Below are 17478 nucleotides of genomic sequence, written 5' to 3'. Positions count from 1 at the left end.
TTTTTAAAATTAGTGTCAATTCTGTGACAAATATCACAGTAACAGTGACTAAAATCACACCTTCCAAATGAATAGGCTCACATTCAATATGAATACCACCCTATACAATAGGAACGTACACAAACAAGGAAAGGGTGGCAGAAATGGAAATTGAGCGTCAAAAACCGACGAACAAAGTGGTGAAACGAAATAAGAATGCACTTTTAAAATCCATCTTAATTTTCACCATTTTAATTAGTTTTACAGTGTTGCTTACTGGAGGATATTGGATTTTTAAAGAACAGGCTCCAAGACCTGTAGAGGTAACGAATACAAAAGGCGAGGTTATCCTTACAAAGGATACTATTATGGGCGGGCAGGCTGTTTTCCAAAAGTATGGCTTAATGGATTATGGAACCGTATTGGGCCATGGTTCTTATATGGGGCCTGACTATACAGCTGAAGCATTAAAGATATATACAGAAGGAATGCAGAATTTCAAATCAAATGAAAAATTTGGAAAAGATTTTTCTGAATTAGATAAAGATCAACAGACCATCATTCGTGAAAATGTAAAAAAAGAAATGCGTAAAAATCGCTATGAACCTAATACTGACAAATTACAATTAACAGATGCCCAGGTTTATGGGGTAGAAAAGGTACGAGAGCATTACCATAAGGTGTTCACTGAAGGTGATCATTGGGGACTAAAGGCTAATCTAATTCAAGAAAAACATATGCCTACTGGTGATCGTGCATATGTAGCAAAAGGAGATCAAATCAAACAAATTTCCGATTTCTTTTTCTGGACTGCATGGCTGTCTAGTACAGAGAGAAAGGGAGATGACATAACTTACACAAATAACTGGCCGTATTATCAAGATGCTGGTAACCAAATGTCATTTTCAGCAATCTGGTGGAGTGGGGCAAGTGTTACTTTATTAATCTTATTTATTGGTCTTATTCTATTCGTATTCTATCGTTATCACTTAGGTATGAAGGAAGCTTATACGGAAGGAAACTTCCCGCGTATTGATTTAAATAAGCTGCCTGTAACATCATCGCAATTAAAATCAGGGAAATATTTTGTTATTGTCTCAGCACTATTCTTTGTTCAAGCCATGTTTGGCGCATTATTAGCACACTATTATACCGAGCCTGAGAGCTTCTTCGGTATAAAATGGATTTATGATATTTTACCATTTAATATTGCCAAGGGTTATCATCTACAGTTAGCTATTTTCTGGATTGCTACCGCTTGGCTTGGAATGGGTATCTTTATCGCTCCACTAGTTGGTGGACATGAACCAAAACGTCAGGGCTTATTAGTTGATATTTTATTCTGGGCATTAGTTGTTCTTGTGGCAGGTAGTATGATAGGACAATGGCTCGGAGCAAATGGATACTTAGGCAACAACTGGTTCTTATTCGGACACCAAGGTTGGGAATACTTAGAATTAGGACGTATTTGGCAAGTTATACTAGTAGTTGGAATGCTCATTTGGTTATTTATTGTCTACCGGGGTATTCGAAGTGGGTTAAGAAAAGAAACGGATAAGGGTGGATTAATTCATTTATTATTCTACTCAGCGATTGCTGTTCCATTCTTTTACTTCTTTGCGTTTATGATCAATCCAGACACAAGCTTTACATTTGCTGATTACTGGCGTTGGTGGATTATTCACCTATGGGTAGAAGGAATTTTTGAAGTCTTTGCCGTTGTTGTTATTGGATTCTTAATGGTGCAAATGGGACTTGTAACGAAAAGCTCAACGGTTAAGGCGTTATACTTCCAATTAATTCTTCTTCTTGGAAGTGGTGTAATCGGTATTGGTCACCATTACTATTATAATGGATCAGCGGAAGCATGGATTGGTTTAGGGGCAGTGTTCTCAGCATTAGAGGTTATTCCTTTAACATTATTAATCTTAGAAGCTTACGATCAATATAAGATGATGCGAGAAGGTGGCGTTGATTTCCCTTACAAAGGTACTTTCTGGTTCTTAATTTCTGTTGCGATTTGGAACCTCGTTGGTGCTGGAGTACTTGGTTTCTTAATCAATTTACCAGCTGTGAGCTTCCTCGAACATGGTCAATTCCTAACGCCAACTCATGGTCACGCGTCTATGATGGGTGTATATGGAATGTTTGCAGCAGCCGTTCTAGTCTATTCACTAAGAAATATTACAAAGCCAGAAAAATGGAGCGATAAATGGGTGAAATTCAGCTGTATCATGCTAAACATTGGTTTAGCTGGAATGGTTTTAATTTCATTATTACCTGTCGGATTCCTCCAATTAAAAGAAGCATATAAAAATGGATATGCTAGCTCTAGAGCTGCATCGTTCCTACAGCAAGACATCGTTCAAAACTTATTAACCATCCGAGCAATTCCAGACACTATTTTCTTAATTGGGGTTGTAGCACTTTTAGCAGTAAGTATTAGATCAATCTTAAATTTAAGAAAAGTAACTCATAAAGAAAATGAACCGCTTCCTGTTAGAGATCTATCTATAGATGATGATGATGAATAACAAAAAAAGAAAATCCGGAAGCTTAGGCTTGCGGATTTTCTTTATTCTCCACTTTTTCGTGACAATCAAAACAAATAATTTCCTTATTTTCTAATACAATTCCGTTAAAAAATCCCTCTAAGCAATACATATCCTTTTGACAATTAGAACATTTACCGATATATTCCTTCAAGTAAATTCCCCCCTTATAAAATATATTCGATAGATATGATATAAATCCTACTATCCGTGTAGTTAAAATCATCATGATAGTGTGATACCACGCACTATAGGGCATGAATATTTCTCCTATAATGAAGAAGTAGAGAATAAAGGTTTAAAAAAGGAGAGAGTAAAAATGGAAAAAAGCTTTGCAGCAACAGTAAACGTACCAGACTATCCACCGAGAGAAAAACACCCAACGATCTTTAATACATTTGATGGCCTAAATCCTGGGGAAAATATGTTGATTGTAAACGACCATGATCCACGTCCATTACTCTATCAATTTATGATGGAACGTCCAGAACAATTTGAATGGGAATACATTGAAGAAGGTCCAGAAAACTGGAGAGTAGCCATTAGCAAAAAGTAAAAAATTATATAATCAATAAATGAAAAATAGGTACATCAAGTACCTATTTTTTTGTATTTGATTCAAGGCTTTCTTTTCCCATTTATTCTGAATACTGTGATAAAATAAAGGATGTATTGAAAGAGAATGGGGGTAGCTAGAGTGACTGAGTTTGTTAATCAAATAGAAAAAGATTTTTTAGAGTATGTAAATAAAATGATGGGTTACAATGAAGCTATTTCATTAATGTATTGGGATTTAAGAACTGGAGCACCTAAGAAGGGTGTAGAGCAACGTTCAGAGGTGATTGGAATGCTTTCTTCAGAAGTTTTTCATATGTCCACTTCAGAAGAAATGGCATCTTACATAGAGAAGCTTTCTGGTCAATCCTTAAATGAGATTACTCAAAAAACACTTGAAGAATGTAAGAAGGAATATGATCGTAATAAAAAGATACCTGCAGACGAATATAAACAGTATATTATTCTTCAATCTAAATCGGAAAGTGTTTGGGAAGAAGCAAAAGCAACTTCTAATTTTAACTTATTTCTTCCATACTTAGAAAAACTAGTGGAGACCCAAAAACGCTTTGTTGAATATTGGGGATACGAAGGTAATAAATACAATACATTATTAGATATGTACGAACCTGGTATTACAGTAGAAGTTCTTGATCAAGTATTTGGCGAACTTCGAGAGAAAATTGTCCCTTTAGTAAAACGCATTTCAGAATCAAGTCAAAAGTTAGAAACGGCTTTCCTGTTTGAACATTTTTCAAAAGAAAAGCAAAAGGAATTCAGTTTAGAAATATTAAAGCAGATGGGTTATGACTTCCAGGCAGGTCGTTTAGATGAAACAGTGCATCCTTTTGCAACAGGCTTAAATCCTGGAGATGTCCGTGTCACAACCAACTACAATGAAAATGACTTCCGTACTGCCGTTTTCGGTACCATTCATGAAGGCGGGCATGCTCTATACGAGCAAAATATTTCAGCTGACCTTGTGGGAACACCACTATGTTCTGGTACTTCTATGGGAATCCACGAATCTCAATCTTTATTCTATGAGAATTTTGTTGGGCGTTCTGAAGCTTTCTGGAAAAAGAACTATGATTTATTAAAGGAATACTCGAATGGTCAATTTGATGGAGTTGAATTAGAGGGCTTCTATCGTGCTGTCAATGAATCAAAGCCTTCGTTTATTCGTATCGAAGCGGACGAACTAACGTATCCACTTCATATTATTATTAGATACGAGATTGAAAAAGGGTTATTTAATGATGAGATCGAAGTGAAGGACCTGCCAAAAATTTGGAATGATAAGTACGCGGAATATTTAGGAATTCGTCCTGAAAATGATGCAATAGGTGTTTTACAGGATGTTCATTGGTCAGGGGGGAGCTTTGGTTACTTCCCATCTTACGCGCTAGGTTATATGTATGCAGCACAGTTCAAAGCTAAATTGCTAGAAGATTTCCCAAACTATGATCAATTATTAGAAGAGGGTAATCTTTTACTAATAAAGGAATGGTTTACGAACAATGTCCATCAATATGGAAAAATGAAAAAACCACTAGAAATCTTACATGATGTGACTGGCGAAGGATTAAACGCAAGCTACCTTGTCGATTATCTATATAAAAAATACAGTAAAGTATACCAATTATCATAAGTATTTAAAAGAAGGGTGGCATATTTGTCATCCTTCTCTTATTCGTATTTTTACGGAGGAAATAAAGTGAAAAATACCATGTCCATTTTTATGATTTCACTTGCTGCTATTTTATGGGGAGTTATTGCGCTTTTCGTAAAGGGATTAGCTGATATTGGATTTACACCGATGGAAATTGTAGCGATCCGTACCACTGTTGCTTTTTTATTATTACTAATAGTAGGAATCCTTTTTTTTCGCAATCAACTAAAAGTAAAAACACGGGATTTACCCATTTTTATAGGTTCAGGGATTATTAGTATTGTCTTTTTTAATTGGTGTTATTTTACAACGATAAACCAAATGAATCTTTCTTTAGCGGTCATATTACTCTATACAGCTCCTGCCATCGTGGTGTTATTATCGAGAGTTATTTTTAAAGAAAAGTTGACAAAACAAAAAGTAATCGCTGTTATAGGAACATTATTAGGATGTGTCCTTATTACTGGTATTGGTTCTGCAAGTAAAGAGGATATAACTATATTAGGTTTGTTAACAGGGTTAGGCTCCGGACTTGGTTATGCGCTTTATAGTATTTTTGGAAAGATAGCATTACAAAAATATCAACCTTTTACAATAACCATCTATACGTTTTTGTTTGCAACTGTTTTTTTACTACCTCTCACAACACTTTGGGATAAAGCACACTTATTTATTCGAATGGAAACCATATTTTGGGGATTAGGACTAGGGCTTTTACCAACAGTCATAGCGTATTTCTTTTATACAAAAGGGCTTGAGAAAGTAGAGAGTAGTAAGGCAGCTATTATTGCAACTATCGAGCCTATTGTAGGGACGATTCTAGGAATCTTTCTATACCATGAAGGATTGAATATCATTCAGATCATTGGAACAGGAATGATTTTTAGTTCCGTTATCATCGTAAATATAACCTGGAGAAATAAAAAGAGGCTAGCTCAAAATAGCATAACAAAGGTCTGACCCTGTATGGGGCCAGACCTTTGTTTATAATAGTTTAAGATTTTAAAGTAATTATTTAGCCCAAAGCTGGAAGCCTTTTGATCCCGGTGGTGCATTTTGAATAATATCGATAAATGGAATCGTATAAGCGAATAAAATTAAGAAAGCAGTAACTCCAAGCCATAGTTTCCAGTTTTCTAGAACAAGAGGTGTCTTTTCAGTACCTTCTGCTACTTCACCTACAGGGAAATCTTGTTCACCCTTAGGAGCAAAGAATGCTAGATTAATAACGATAATAAGAACTAATATAATACCAATAAATAAAATGGATCCGCCAACTGCTTGAGCGATTTGATATGGAATCCAATCTGCAGCTTGTTGTGCACCACCATAATCTGAGAAGGATGAACGTCTAGGAGCACCTAGCAGACCTTGGAAATGCATAGAACCGGACATGAATGACATTCCAATCGTCCAAACCATAGCCTGGACAATCGCAAGCTTATTCATGGCTTTTGTTAAGACACGGCCAGTTAAATGTGGAATTAACCAATATGAAACTCCAAAGAATGTTAAGACTACAGATGTTGCAACAGTTAAATGGAAGTGTCCAGTTACCCAAATCGTATTATGAACAACCTGGTCCATTTGGTTTGAAGCATTGATTATACCACCAGTACCTGCTGGAATAAATGCTACCATCCCTATAAATGGAACAGAGAAACGAGCATCACCCCATGGAAGTTTTCTAAACCAACCGAATAAACCAGTAGCACCTTTTGAACGACCATATGTTTCAAATGTAGCAAATAATGAAAAAGCAGTCATTAAAGAAGGGATGATAACCATAAACGTTAATACTACTTGAATATATTTCCATGCTGGATCAATACCAGGCTCTACTAATTGGTGATGGAATCCAACAGGAATTGAGAATAATAGGAACAAAATAAAGGATAAACGTGCTAATGAGTCTGAGAAAATCTTTCCACCAATGATTTTTGGAATAATAGCATACCAGCACATATAAGCAGGTAATAACCAGAAATATACAAGTGGATGTCCGAAATACCAGAATAGAGTACGGCTCACTAAAATATCAATTCGGTCAACTAAACCTAATGACCAAGGTAAAATTTGAATAAGTACTGTAGCAGCAACACCTAATGTTGCGACAATCCATAACACAGTGTTTACTACTGCCATAAAAGTCAAAAGTGGACTAGATTGTCCAGGGTTATTTCTTCTCCATCTTGCATAAGTAGCGATCATAGCGCCACCTGCTACCCAGCTACCAACAATAACTAATGTTAAACCAATGTAAAATATAGGATGAGCCTGTAAAGGAGCATAGAATGTGTATAAAACACTTGCTTCTTTTAATAAAACCATGGTTGCGGCCATTGCGGTACCAACTGTCATTAGCCAGAAACCAATCCAACCGGTTTTACGAGCACCATTTGTAAAGGTTCCAGCTGTTCTGCTGATAGCAGCATATTGGAATCCCATTATAAAGAAGGTTGTTAAAACAAGTCCTAATAACACACCGTGTACGGTTAATACTTGATAATAGTCGATTCCCCAAGGTAATTCTACTTTACCTGAACGTACTAATGTTTGTAATAATCCTGCTAATCCACCAAGTGCTAGCGCAGTGAAGGCTACATAGAAAAACGCCATCGCTAACTTTGCGTCTCGTGAATCAACTTTTTCATTTTTATTTGTGTTTAGCATTATTCAATCACCTCAATTTTAGAATGCATCAGGTGGTGACCTGCTCCGCAATATTCATTACATACGATTAAGTATTCGCCAGCCTTGTCAAATGTTGTGACATATTCACTTACATATCCAGGCTCTAGCATCATATTAATGTTTGTTCCAGCAACTTCAAAACCGTGTACCACGTCTTTTGTTGTGGCAATGACTTTTACTTTTGAGCCAAGTGGAACCTCAACATTACCAGGATTATAATTAAAAGCAGATGCTACAAAAACTAATTCATAATCCCATTCTTTTCCTTCAACCTTTTTTAACCCCGGCTCATTAAATGGAGCTGTTTGATCCACTTTTTCAGGGTCAATCGTTGTTAAGCAACTTGGCGGTTGGTTTCCCATGTAAAAAGCACTAACTCCTATTACAGATAAAAATACAATTAGGCAGGCAATACCAAATATCAGCCATATTTTTTCAAATTTATGCAAATGCACGGCTTTTTTCCCCTTTCATTCCAATTAAAAACGTTCTACAAATAGGAAGTAGACACTTACCCAACTGACGATAATAAAAAATCCTAATAAGAAAACGGATGCTAAGGTTCCCTTCAGTGATGCTGAATCGTCCTCTACTTTAATTTTCTTTTTTGAATTTAATTCCGTTTTCGCCATTTCTTTGCACTCCCTTCTAAAAACGCAAATGTGATTTAATTAACTCCATAATACAAAACATTTGTAAAAGTGAAATATAGAATTTGAGACTTCACAAAATGTTCATTTATTGCTTTAATACTATGTTAGAGTTGAAAACCTATTATATCAGTGATTTTTATCACATCTAGACTGTGATAAATGTGAATGATTTGTGAAAAATGAAAATCATTCTAAAAAGTAATAGGAAAAAAATAGTGTATAAAATTTCATAAAGAATGCACTCATTAAGATAAAAAACGTAATATATCACATATTCCTTTATATTTTGGGAGAGTGTGTGGTCAAATGGAAAAATATTATTGTGATAAATGCAGACTAATTTACAATAAGATGGAAACTTGCAAAATATGTGGTGATACTGCGGTGAAAAAGATTTGGATTGAAGTGCAGAAACACGAATCTAATGACCAATAAATCAGGGGAGTTTCCCTGATTTAGTAACAAGTGGACAAGCTTGATCTCTCATTTACCATTCACAACTAAACCTATGGTAAAATAAGAAAAAATAGGAAAGGTGAGGATGCTTTTGTTACCTACATTTAGATTAGAAAATAAAGTGGCTGTAGTTACTGGTGCGGGAAGAGGGATTGGAAGAGCTCTGGCAATAGGATTAGCGGAATCTGGGGCAGATGTAGCATTATTATCCCGAACTGAAAAGGATTTAATAGAGACAGCACGTTTAGTTGAGGAAAAAGGTCAAAAAGCTTTAATTGTTCCAACAGATGTGACGAAAAGAGAAGATGTACATATTGCAATAGCGAGTATCCTCAACCAATGGGGGAAAATTGATATCCTAGTTAATAATGCAGGGATGAATATTCGTTCAAAGGCATTAGATGTAACCGATGAGGAATGGCAAACGATCATGGATACGAATTTAAAGTCCGCCTTTATGGTTTCTCAAGAGGTAGGAAAAGTGATGAAGGAGAAAGAAACGGGAGGTAAGATCATCAATATTACTTCTGTTGGCGGACATGTTGCTCTTCGAACAGGGGTTGTATATGCTTCTACAAAAGCGGCTCTTATCCAAATGACAAAAGTATTAGCTATGGAATGGGGACAATATGGAATTAACGTAAATGCCATTGGTCCATGGTATTTTAAAACCCCATTAACAGAGAAACTATTGTCTGATCAAAATTATGTAAATGATATTCTTGCTGTGACTCCATTAAAAAGAATTGGAGAACTGCCTGAATTGGTAGGACCAGTAGCCTTTTTAGCGTCAGATGCAGCCAATTATATTACAGGACAAACCTTGTTCGTCGATGGTGGAATGACGATTCACGGTTTTTAAAAAAGAACAAGAGGTGCATCTTAGGAATGCACCTCTTGTTTTACTTCTACCATTAAAATAATTAATAGCGTTCCCTTATCTTTAATATGAATAGGGAGGCGAAAAGCTCGTTCAAATCCATAAATTTTAGCTTGCCCGACTAGTACTGTTGGAGGTGTAATATCCATTTCGTAACCTTTTTGAGCAATTAATGTTGATAAATGACCAGCCAACATATTCCCAAGCTCACCAGCGAAGGATTCTAACATTTCCCCCTCTAGTTTCATACCAAACATGCCTTCACCAATATTTCCGAAAATCTCTTCATCCCCATTAATGATAATTCTACCTTTTACATCCCCAGTCATACCAATAAGTACAGCAATCTTATGTTGAGTAAATGGCTCTGTAAAAAGAGCGGGTTTGTCTAATTCTACTTGAAAGGGTAGTAGAGATTTAACGGACTCAATGGTTCCATTAAGAATATTTGTTACATTTTGAGACAAGCTCATCTTTATTTCCTCCAACCTTTTGTATGAATATATACTACCATATATTTGTCGAAATTTAGACAAAAATCTTACAAAAAGGATAACTTTTTTCATATTACTTTTTTCCTTGTTGATTACTCTTATGTATCCATCATTAAATGGTTGAATTTGGTTGGTGAACTATTCGTTTGGACGAAGTATAATAAAAGTGCACAACAACAAACCTTCAAAACGTTTTGCTTCCTTTGTAAAAAGGAAGCTTTTTTTATGTCTAAATTAGCATTCTTTGGTAAAGGACTGGGAATAATAAGCAAAACCTTTAAAGGAGAATGCAAATGCCTAAAATATTATCTGTAGCAGAAGCCATACCACCCTTTGTCATTTCACAGAATGATACGATGGAATTTGCGAGAGAATTATTCTCGGAATCCTTTAAAGATATCGAAAGATTACTAACTGCTTTTCAAAACGGACAGATTGAAAAAAGACATTTTGTAAAAGGCTTAGATTGGTTTAAAAAGGAACATAGTTTTCAAGAAAAGAATGATACCTATATTGAAAATGCAATAGAACTGGGTAAAATAGCCATTCAAAATTGTCTCGAAAACAAAAATTTTCTAAATGGTACCGTTGATTTTAGTGAGATAGAAGCTATTTTTACTATTTCAAGTACTGGGATTGCTACTCCTAGTATAGAGGCGAGGATAATGAATGATTTGCCGTTTTCCACTCACACAAAAAGAATTCCAATCTGGGGTTTAGGATGTGCAGGAGGGGCATCTGGTCTTTCTAGAGCCTATGAGTATTGTTTAGCTTTTCCGAAGGCTAAGGTATTAGTTCTTTCTATAGAACTTTGCAGTTTAACCTTTCAGAAAAATGACCGTTCTAAAAGTAATCTTATTGGAACTTCTCTGTTTGCTGATGGTGTTGCTTGTGCTTTAATCGTTGGGGATGAAGTGCCAACGACTACATACACGAACAAAAATACCATTCCTGTGATTTTAGGTACACAATCTACAACCAAAAAAGATTCACTGGATGTAATGGGTTGGGATTTGAAAGACGAGGGTTTATTTGTTATTTTTTCCAAAAGTATTCCTGTTTTAATTGAAAATTGGCTAAAGCCCAATGTTGAAACTTTTTTAGGTAAGCATAAATTAACCTCAAAGGATATTCAACATTTTATCGCTCATCCAGGAGGATTAAAGGTTTTAGAGGCTTATACAAAAGCTTTGGATTTACCACCATCCATGATTCATCATTCTTTAGAGGTATTAAAAACCTTTGGAAATATGTCCTCTGCAACTGTTTTTTATGTTCTAGATCGCTTTATGCAGGATGAAATCCCAAAAGGGGATATTGGTATCCTCGCAGCATTAGGTCCAGGGTTTAGTTCCGAATTATTATTAGTCAGGTGGGAATAGAATGAAGGTTTTCTTTTTATTTCTTGTGATCATTATTTTGCAGAGACTTCTTGAATTAATAGTGGCAAAGGGAAATGAGAAATGGATGAAAAAGCAGGGAGGAATTGAGTACGGTAGAAATCACTATCGATTTATTGTAGGTATTCATTCATTTTTTTTCCTGTTTTTTATTTGGGAAGTCATCTATTTTCAAAAGAATATTTCTGCAATCTGGCCAATCTTACTTCTCTTCTTTGTTCTAACTCAAGTAGGAAGAGTGTGGGCGCTGTCTTCACTTGGAAGATATTGGAATACAAAAATTATCGTTGTGCCGGATGCTGAGGTGGTCGTAAAGGGTCCTTACAAATATGTAAAACATCCTAATTACGTTATCGTAACACTTGAATTTCTAATTATTCCTTTATTCTACCAGGCATATCTAACGATGTTCGTATTTTCGCTGCTTAATGTATGGATTTTATCCATCCGTATACCCGAAGAGGAGAAAGCTTTAAAAGAATGGACTCCTTACGGGGCAACTTTTGAAAAATCTCCAAGATTTTTTCCAAAGATATGAAAATAATGTGACAAAAGTAAATGGTCTATTGAAAATGATTATCGTTCGTGATAAACTTCAATTGAGTTTGAAAATTATTCTCATTTAACTCTTTGAGTGAAAGGGTGTTAAAAATGACAATTATTTTTATCATAGGAACGGTTGCAGTATACGGTTTTGTTACAAAGTACATAATGAAAAATGTGCTTAATCCATCTTAAAATAACGATTTTTTTTAAACCAGGGCAAAGGCTCTGGTTTTTTTATTTGTAATGGTAATGGTTTTTTATATCAAAATAGTGAATATTCGTATAAAATATAAGCATTATTACTAGTTCAAATAAGGGGTATAAATGTTTATGATTCAGTTGATTCAACAGCTAGAAAAAAGTGACTTTAAATCAAAAGTAAGTAATTTTTATAACATCGTGAAAGAAAGTCAAAATCAAAATGTAGAAAAGAAAGTAAAACAATTAGCAGAGAAAGCAGCTAACAAAGAATATTCTGTTGCTTTCTGTGGGCATTTTTCTGCAGGAAAATCAACCATGATTAATCGCTTAATTGGGGAAAATATCTTGCCTTCAAGTCCTATTCCTACAAGCGCGAATTTGGTAAAGGTTAAAACTGGAGAAGAATACGCAAAAGTTTATTTCAAACATGGGAAACCAAGAATGTACTTGGCACCATATGATTACGAGCAGGTTAAAAGTTATTGTAAAGATGGTGACGAAATTGAATGGGTGGAAATAAGCCATTCGGACTCCAAACTTCCAAGTGGTATGGTGATTTTAGATACACCAGGAATTGATTCTACTGACGATGCTCATCGTATTGCAACAGAATCAGCTATTCATTTAGCAGACGTTATTTTTTACGTAATGGATTACAATCACGTTCAATCTGAAGTGAACTTTATGTTTACGAAGGACTTAACACTGGCAGGAAAAGAGCTTTACTTAGTTATTAATCAAATTGATAAGCATCGAAATGAGGAACTATCATTTGAGACCTTTAAACAAAGTGTTATAGATTCTTTCGGCTCTTGGGGAGTAGTGCCAAAAGGTGTATTTTATACAAGTTTAAAAAATCTCTCTCATCCATTAAATCAATTCGATGAACTGCAAGCCCTTATACATGATCGAATCAACCATATTGATGAATGTTTATCAGAATCTGTTCTAATATCCTTAAAACAATTAACTCAAGAACATGTATTATGGGTAGAGGAGCAAAAGGCTGAACAGAACTTTGAGTTGATAGAATTATTAAATACATTGACCGAAGATGAACAAAATCAGATTGAGGAAAGTGAAAAGAGGCTAACTAGGGAGAAAGAGTTATTAAATAACAAACTAGTTCAATTTAAACATTCATTTTATGAGGAAACTGAAAAAATTCTCAAAAATGCTTATTTAATGCCTTTTCAAACAAGGGAGCTGGCTCAAGCCTTTTTAGAGAGCCATCAGGATGGATTTAAAGTTGGCTTATTGTTCTCAAAACAAAAAACGGAGACAGAAAGAGAAAATCGCTTAAACCGTTTTTATGATGATATTGTTGAAAAAGTTGCCTCTCAAATGGATTGGCATCTTCGTAGCTATTTCCAACAGATTTTAAAGGAAAACAGCATACAGGATCCTACCTTATTAGAAAAATGCCAAAATTATCAAACTCCTGTTACAAAAGAGTTTCTTATTTCGATTATTAAGCCTGGTGCAACCCTTTCAGGTGAATATCTATTAAATTATACAAACGAAGTTGTTGCGGGGATATCACGAATCGCTCGAAAGCAAATGAATGAAATTGGCGATTATATCTACCATGAATGTGAAACAACGAATGCTGTTCAAATGAAAAAAATACAGGATGAGTGGAATCAGATAGAACCATATATCCATGCCAAACGAAAAGTAGAAGAAATACAAAGTACGTTATGGAATGTAAAAAATCAAATGGAAGAAATCATTAATGGTACTTATAAAAACCAGCAGGTTAATGAAGTATTATTTTTACCTATCGAAGAGGAAATGGAGATTGTAAGAGATTCCATGATTGAAGCTTCTACTTTGAATCTAGAAGAAGATGAAACCTTAGATCATAAGCTTCCATTAATAGAAACTGAAATAAAGGATGAACACGAATTAAATAAGGATACCGTTGTACAAAGATTAAAGACAGCGGCTACTGAATTAAGTAACTTAAATGGCTTCCAGCAAACAATAAGTGAATTAAAAGAAAAAGCAGCTCGAATTGAAAATCAGGGCTTTACAGTTGCTTTATTCGGTGCATTTAGTGCTGGTAAATCATCCTTTGCAAATGCATTAATGGGATCGGATGTATTACCTGTATCACCAAATCCGACAACGGCTGCAATTAATAAAATACTTCCCGTTACGGAGCAATATCCACATGGAACCGCTCGAGTAAAATTAAAAAATATAGATCAGTTATTTACGGAAATAAACCGCTCATTAAAAGTTTTTGATTTACAATCAACCGATTTTCAGGATGCTTTTTTAAAAATAAAGAATGTGATTTCTCAGCAAACAGATTTTGTTGGAAATGAGAAAGTTCATTTAAGTTTTCTAACTGCATTTTCGCAAGGCTATGTGAATGTCCAAAATAAATTAGGAGAAATCGTACAGACAGATTTAAACGAATTTCGGGAATTTGTTGCGGTCGAAACAAAATCTTGTTTTGTAGAGTGGATTGAGCTTTATTATGACTGTGAATTAACAAAACAAGGAATTACCTTAGTAGATACTCCAGGAGCCGATTCTATCAATGCACGCCATACAGGAGTTGCATTTGATTATATTAAAAATTCCGATGCCATATTATTTGTAACTTATTATAATCATGCCTTTTCAAAGGCGGACCGAGAATTCTTAATCCAATTAGGGCGTGTAAAGGATACATTCGAATTAGATAAAATGTTCTTTATTATAAATGCTATTGATCTTGCAAACGATGAGGAGGAATTAAACTCTGTCATTACCTATGTAAAGGATCAATTAGTAGGTTATGGTATTCGCCAACCCAATTTATTTGCTTTATCTAGCTTATTAGGATTAAAAGAAAAACAGCAACTTGAAACACCACAAATTTCTCATTTAAATCAATTTGAGAATGCTTTTTATCAATTCATTTCGGGTGATCTATTACAGACGTCATTATCGTCAGCAGTAATGGAAGTAGAAAGAATTGTAAAAGAAATAGAAGGACTTATTGAAGCTTCCAATCAAGACGAATCCTTGAAAATGCAAAAGAAAAAAGAGCTTCAAGAGGAAAGAGAAATAGTCCTTGAAATGTTAACGAAACAATCTGTAGGTTATTTAGAAAAAAGAGTTTCTCAGGAATTAAATGAATTAGTGTTTTATATTAAACAAAGAGTATTCCTTCGCTTTAGTGACTTTTTTAAAGAATCATTTAATCCAGCTGTCTTACAGGATGATGGAAGAAATTTAAAGAAGGCTTTACGTGCAGCTTTGGAAGAATTCTTAAGCAGTATTGGCTATGATTTTGCCCAAGAATTAAGAGCAACATCTCTAAGAATGGATTCATTTATTAGAAAGCAGCTAGAAGAATTTCATACTCGATTATCTGATCAACTTACAGGTGTAAATAAACAAATGCATATCACAGCCTTAAAATTTAATCAAAATCGTCAATTGGAATTTGCTAATGCATTCGACCATTTAAATCGAGATATGTTCCAAAAAGCACTATCAACTTTTAAAAATCCTAAAGCCTTTTTTGAAAAAAATGAGAAAAAAATGATGAGTGAAGAACTTCATGAAGTTCTTCAAGCTCCTTCTGATGAATATTTACAAAATGGCGGACAAAGGCTAAATGAGTTTTATATCGATCTTCTTTGTCAGTTATTTGAGCAGAAGATGACTCATACGAAACAAGAAGTAGAAGAGTTTTATAGTAGATATATTTCCTTATTAGATCAAAAAGGTCAAACGGACGAACTATTAAAAGTGCTGTCAAAATTAAAATAGTTAAGAAAGCAGGATTAGGTTGTCGGCAAGTATGGCAACCTTTTCAGCTATATGGGGGCTAAAATGAAAAACATAGTTGATAAGGAATGGTTAAAAAAGGAACTAGAAAACACTAACCTTGTTATTTTAGATTGCCGCTTTTCATTGGCAGAGCCGGAAAGTGGATTTCAAGCTTACCAAACATCACACATACCTGGAGCTATTTATTGCCATTTAGAAAAAGATATATCGGGTCCCATTCAAGAGCATGGAGGAAGACATCCATTACCAGACCTAAATTCTTTTAAACTATACTTGGAGAATGCCGGCGTATCTAATAATACTGTAGTGGTTGCTTATGATAATGGGGAAGGTGCTTTTGCTTCCCGTTTATGGTGGGTAATGAAGTTTATGGGGCATGATAAAGTGTATGTTTTAAATGGGGGATGGAAGGAATGGGAAGCTGAAGGGTATCCTATCGAAAACGCTTTAACTTCTCCAGAAAAAAAAGGAAATTATCAAATCAATCTTCAACCCAGTATGTTAGCAACCTATGAAGATGTAAAAAAGAGTGTAAACAACCAACAGGAAAAGGTAGTTCTGATTGATTCTAGGGAACCAAAACGTTATTTAGGAATAGAGGAACCTATTGATAAAGTGGCTGGGCGAATACCTGGTGCGATTAATAAATTTTGGAATGAAGGATTCGAAAATGGACGGTTTAAGCAACTAGATGATCAGAGGGACCGTTTTAGTGATGTGAACCATAAAGATCCTGTAGTGGTTTATTGTGGGTCAGGAGTAACAGCTGTACCTAATTATTTGATACTTCACGAACTTGGATTCCAAAACCTTAAGCTTTACATTGGTAGCTACAGTGATTGGATATCATATGACCTAAATTCGATAGAAAAAAATTAATAATATAGGATAATTAGTTTACACTGCAAATTATCTTTGTGTTTCTCTTTGGAAAATTTTTCCTGTATAATAATGTAAAAAAACATTGTGACAAAAAGAGAAACAATGTTATAGGGGGAAAACAAATGAATGTCAGTGGGTACACGGTAACGAAAAAAAAGAGGACAGATTTTAATCATATTTTAGTTTCAATAGCATTTATTTTACTATTTGCTTCAATTCTTAGTCCCTTTTTTATAGTATTACCTTTGCAAGAAATATTTTATAAACCGGAGGGGTATTGGTTTTTCGGACCGCCGAGAAGTGCATTTGTAATCTTTATTGGAGCCATGGTATTTTTGGCAGTTTCCCTTTTAATAAAGGTATGGCTTGCATCGAGAGATACTTATAATAGTAAAATGAAAATAGCTTTTTATGTTGCTATTCTAGTGTCATTTTTAACGATGTATCTTGCACTTAACGATTACCGTTATTTGGATGGCGATTCCATAAACGTAAATCCTTTTTTTAGCATATCAGAAGAAAAATATTATTGGGAAGATGTTGCTTCTGCAAAAGAAAATGTAAAAAAGAATAAGGTAACATTTGATTTCACTTTTAAAAATGGTGATACCTATACCTTATTATTTAATGAACATGAACGTAAATCTTGGAGTCTTGTTATTTTTGAGCTTCAAGAAGCGGGTGCGGACTTGCAAAGGGTTCAAGAATCTCAATAATAA

Annotated in this window: 15 protein-coding genes; 10 read left to right on the top strand and 5 right to left on the bottom strand. The window is 34.7% G+C overall.

The genetic code is table 11. From position 1 onward, the window contains the following. The first annotated feature begins 143 nt into the window (after positions 1–143). On the top strand, positions 144–2513 hold the full coding sequence (locus ACSBPO_RS14410) for a nitric-oxide reductase large subunit (protein WP_442594425.1): 2370 nt from the start codon (positions 144–146) through the stop codon (positions 2511–2513). Between the two features lie 22 nt (positions 2514–2535). Here the strand turns inward: ACSBPO_RS14410 and ACSBPO_RS14405 are convergent, their stop codons facing one another. Then, the gene (locus ACSBPO_RS14405; RefSeq protein ID WP_442594423.1) at positions 2536–2685 is read right to left on the bottom strand and encodes a hypothetical protein; all 150 of its coding nucleotides are present in this window, start codon (positions 2683–2685) and stop codon (positions 2536–2538) included. Between the two features lie 165 nt (positions 2686–2850). Between ACSBPO_RS14405 and ACSBPO_RS14400 the strand changes: the two genes are divergently transcribed. The 3 genes from ACSBPO_RS14400 (at position 2851) to ACSBPO_RS14390 (ending at position 5718) form a co-directional block, all read left to right on the top strand. Further along, positions 2851–3087, top strand: coding sequence for a DUF2249 domain-containing protein (locus ACSBPO_RS14400; protein WP_442594421.1), 237 nt, complete (start codon positions 2851–2853; stop codon positions 3085–3087). 195 nt (positions 3088–3282) lie between these two features. Beyond that, positions 3283–4737, top strand: coding sequence for a carboxypeptidase M32 (locus tag ACSBPO_RS14395; protein WP_442600372.1), 1455 nt, complete (start codon positions 3283–3285; stop codon positions 4735–4737). A 66-nt stretch (positions 4738–4803) separates the two neighbouring features. Continuing rightward, complete coding sequence (locus ACSBPO_RS14390; RefSeq protein ID WP_442594419.1) at positions 4804–5718, top strand: DMT family transporter; 915 nt, start codon at positions 4804–4806, stop codon at positions 5716–5718. Positions 5719–5769: 51 nt separating this feature from the next. Here the strand turns inward: ACSBPO_RS14390 and ACSBPO_RS14385 are convergent, their stop codons facing one another. Genes ACSBPO_RS14385 through ACSBPO_RS14375 form a run of 3 tightly spaced genes read right to left on the bottom strand, consistent with a single transcriptional unit; the run spans position 5770 to position 8084 of the window. After that, complete coding sequence (locus ACSBPO_RS14385) at positions 5770–7431, bottom strand: b(o/a)3-type cytochrome-c oxidase subunit 1 (RefSeq protein ID WP_442594417.1); 1662 nt, start codon at positions 7429–7431, stop codon at positions 5770–5772. Further along, positions 7431–7907, bottom strand: a complete 477-nt coding sequence (locus ACSBPO_RS14380; protein WP_442594415.1) for a cytochrome c oxidase subunit II — start codon at positions 7905–7907, stop codon at positions 7431–7433. Before ACSBPO_RS14380 ends, ACSBPO_RS14385 begins: the two co-directional genes overlap by 1 nt. A gap of 24 nt (positions 7908–7931) precedes the next feature. Continuing rightward, positions 7932–8084 (bottom strand): cytochrome c oxidase subunit 2A, encoded by a 153-nt coding sequence (locus ACSBPO_RS14375; RefSeq protein ID WP_442594413.1) that lies wholly within the window; start codon positions 8082–8084, stop codon positions 7932–7934. 562 nt (positions 8085–8646) lie between these two features. Here ACSBPO_RS14375 and ACSBPO_RS14370 point away from each other — a divergent pair. After that, complete coding sequence (locus ACSBPO_RS14370) at positions 8647–9423, top strand: SDR family NAD(P)-dependent oxidoreductase (protein ID WP_442594411.1); 777 nt, start codon at positions 8647–8649, stop codon at positions 9421–9423. A gap of 20 nt (positions 9424–9443) precedes the next feature. Here the strand turns inward: ACSBPO_RS14370 and ACSBPO_RS14365 are convergent, their stop codons facing one another. Beyond that, a complete protein-coding gene (locus ACSBPO_RS14365) occupies positions 9444–9914 on the bottom strand; it encodes a chemotaxis protein CheX (RefSeq protein ID WP_442594409.1) in 471 nt (156 codons plus the stop codon). Between the two features lie 314 nt (positions 9915–10228). Here ACSBPO_RS14365 and ACSBPO_RS14360 point away from each other — a divergent pair, with 314 nt between their 5' ends. The 5 genes from ACSBPO_RS14360 to ACSBPO_RS14340 all read left to right on the top strand — a co-directional run bounded on the left by ACSBPO_RS14360 (position 10229) and on the right by ACSBPO_RS14340 (position 17475). Further along, complete coding sequence (locus ACSBPO_RS14360) at positions 10229–11317, top strand: type III polyketide synthase (RefSeq protein WP_442594407.1); 1089 nt, start codon at positions 10229–10231, stop codon at positions 11315–11317. Position 11318: 1 nt separating this feature from the next. Then, positions 11319–11873 (top strand): isoprenylcysteine carboxyl methyltransferase family protein, encoded by a 555-nt coding sequence (locus ACSBPO_RS14355; protein ID WP_442594405.1) that lies wholly within the window; start codon positions 11319–11321, stop codon positions 11871–11873. 338 nt (positions 11874–12211) lie between these two features. Continuing rightward, positions 12212–15856, top strand: a complete 3645-nt coding sequence (locus ACSBPO_RS14350; protein WP_442594403.1) for a dynamin family protein — start codon at positions 12212–12214, stop codon at positions 15854–15856. A 63-nt stretch (positions 15857–15919) separates the two neighbouring features. Beyond that, on the top strand, positions 15920–16756 hold the full coding sequence (locus ACSBPO_RS14345; RefSeq protein ID WP_442594402.1) for a sulfurtransferase: 837 nt from the start codon (positions 15920–15922) through the stop codon (positions 16754–16756). Between the two features lie 125 nt (positions 16757–16881). Next, positions 16882–17475 carry a hypothetical protein gene (locus ACSBPO_RS14340; RefSeq protein ID WP_442594400.1) on the top strand — a complete coding sequence of 198 codons (594 nt, stop codon included), beginning with the start codon at positions 16882–16884 and terminating at the stop codon, positions 17473–17475. Positions 17476–17478 lie beyond the last annotated feature (3 nt).

This window comes from Neobacillus sp. D3-1R, from assembly GCF_052180215.1.
Classification (GTDB): Bacteria; Bacillota; Bacilli; order Bacillales; family Cytobacillaceae; genus Pseudoneobacillus.
Note: the sequence above shows the minus strand (reverse complement) of the source record. Positions and strands in the feature narration are given on the sequence as shown.

What these genes read in the sequence shown, in the direction of transcription:
- ACSBPO_RS14410 (WP_442594425.1), top strand. Translation starts at nt 144, where the DNA reads ATGGAAATTGAGCGTCAAAAACCGACGAACAAAGTGGTGAAACGAAAT.
- ACSBPO_RS14400 (WP_442594421.1), top strand. Translation starts at nt 2,851, where the DNA reads ATGGAAAAAAGCTTTGCAGCAACAGTAAACGTACCAGACTATCCACCG.
- ACSBPO_RS14395 (WP_442600372.1), top strand. Translation starts at nt 3,283, where the DNA reads ATGATGGGTTACAATGAAGCTATTTCATTAATGTATTGGGATTTAAGA.
- ACSBPO_RS14385 (WP_442594417.1), bottom strand. Translation starts at nt 7,431, where the DNA reads ATGCTAAACACAAATAAAAATGAAAAAGTTGATTCACGAGACGCAAAG.
- ACSBPO_RS14375 (WP_442594413.1), bottom strand. Translation starts at nt 8,084, where the DNA reads ATGGCGAAAACGGAATTAAATTCAAAAAAGAAAATTAAAGTAGAGGAC.
- ACSBPO_RS14370 (WP_442594411.1), top strand. Translation starts at nt 8,647, where the DNA reads ATGCTTTTGTTACCTACATTTAGATTAGAAAATAAAGTGGCTGTAGTT.
- ACSBPO_RS14365 (WP_442594409.1), bottom strand. Translation starts at nt 9,914, where the DNA reads ATGAGCTTGTCTCAAAATGTAACAAATATTCTTAATGGAACCATTGAG.
- ACSBPO_RS14360 (WP_442594407.1), top strand. Translation starts at nt 10,229, where the DNA reads ATGCCTAAAATATTATCTGTAGCAGAAGCCATACCACCCTTTGTCATT.
- ACSBPO_RS14355 (WP_442594405.1), top strand. Translation starts at nt 11,319, where the DNA reads ATGAAGGTTTTCTTTTTATTTCTTGTGATCATTATTTTGCAGAGACTT.
- ACSBPO_RS14350 (WP_442594403.1), top strand. Translation starts at nt 12,212, where the DNA reads ATGATTCAGTTGATTCAACAGCTAGAAAAAAGTGACTTTAAATCAAAA.
- ACSBPO_RS14345 (WP_442594402.1), top strand. Translation starts at nt 15,920, where the DNA reads ATGAAAAACATAGTTGATAAGGAATGGTTAAAAAAGGAACTAGAAAAC.
- ACSBPO_RS14340 (WP_442594400.1), top strand. Translation starts at nt 16,882, where the DNA reads ATGAATGTCAGTGGGTACACGGTAACGAAAAAAAAGAGGACAGATTTT.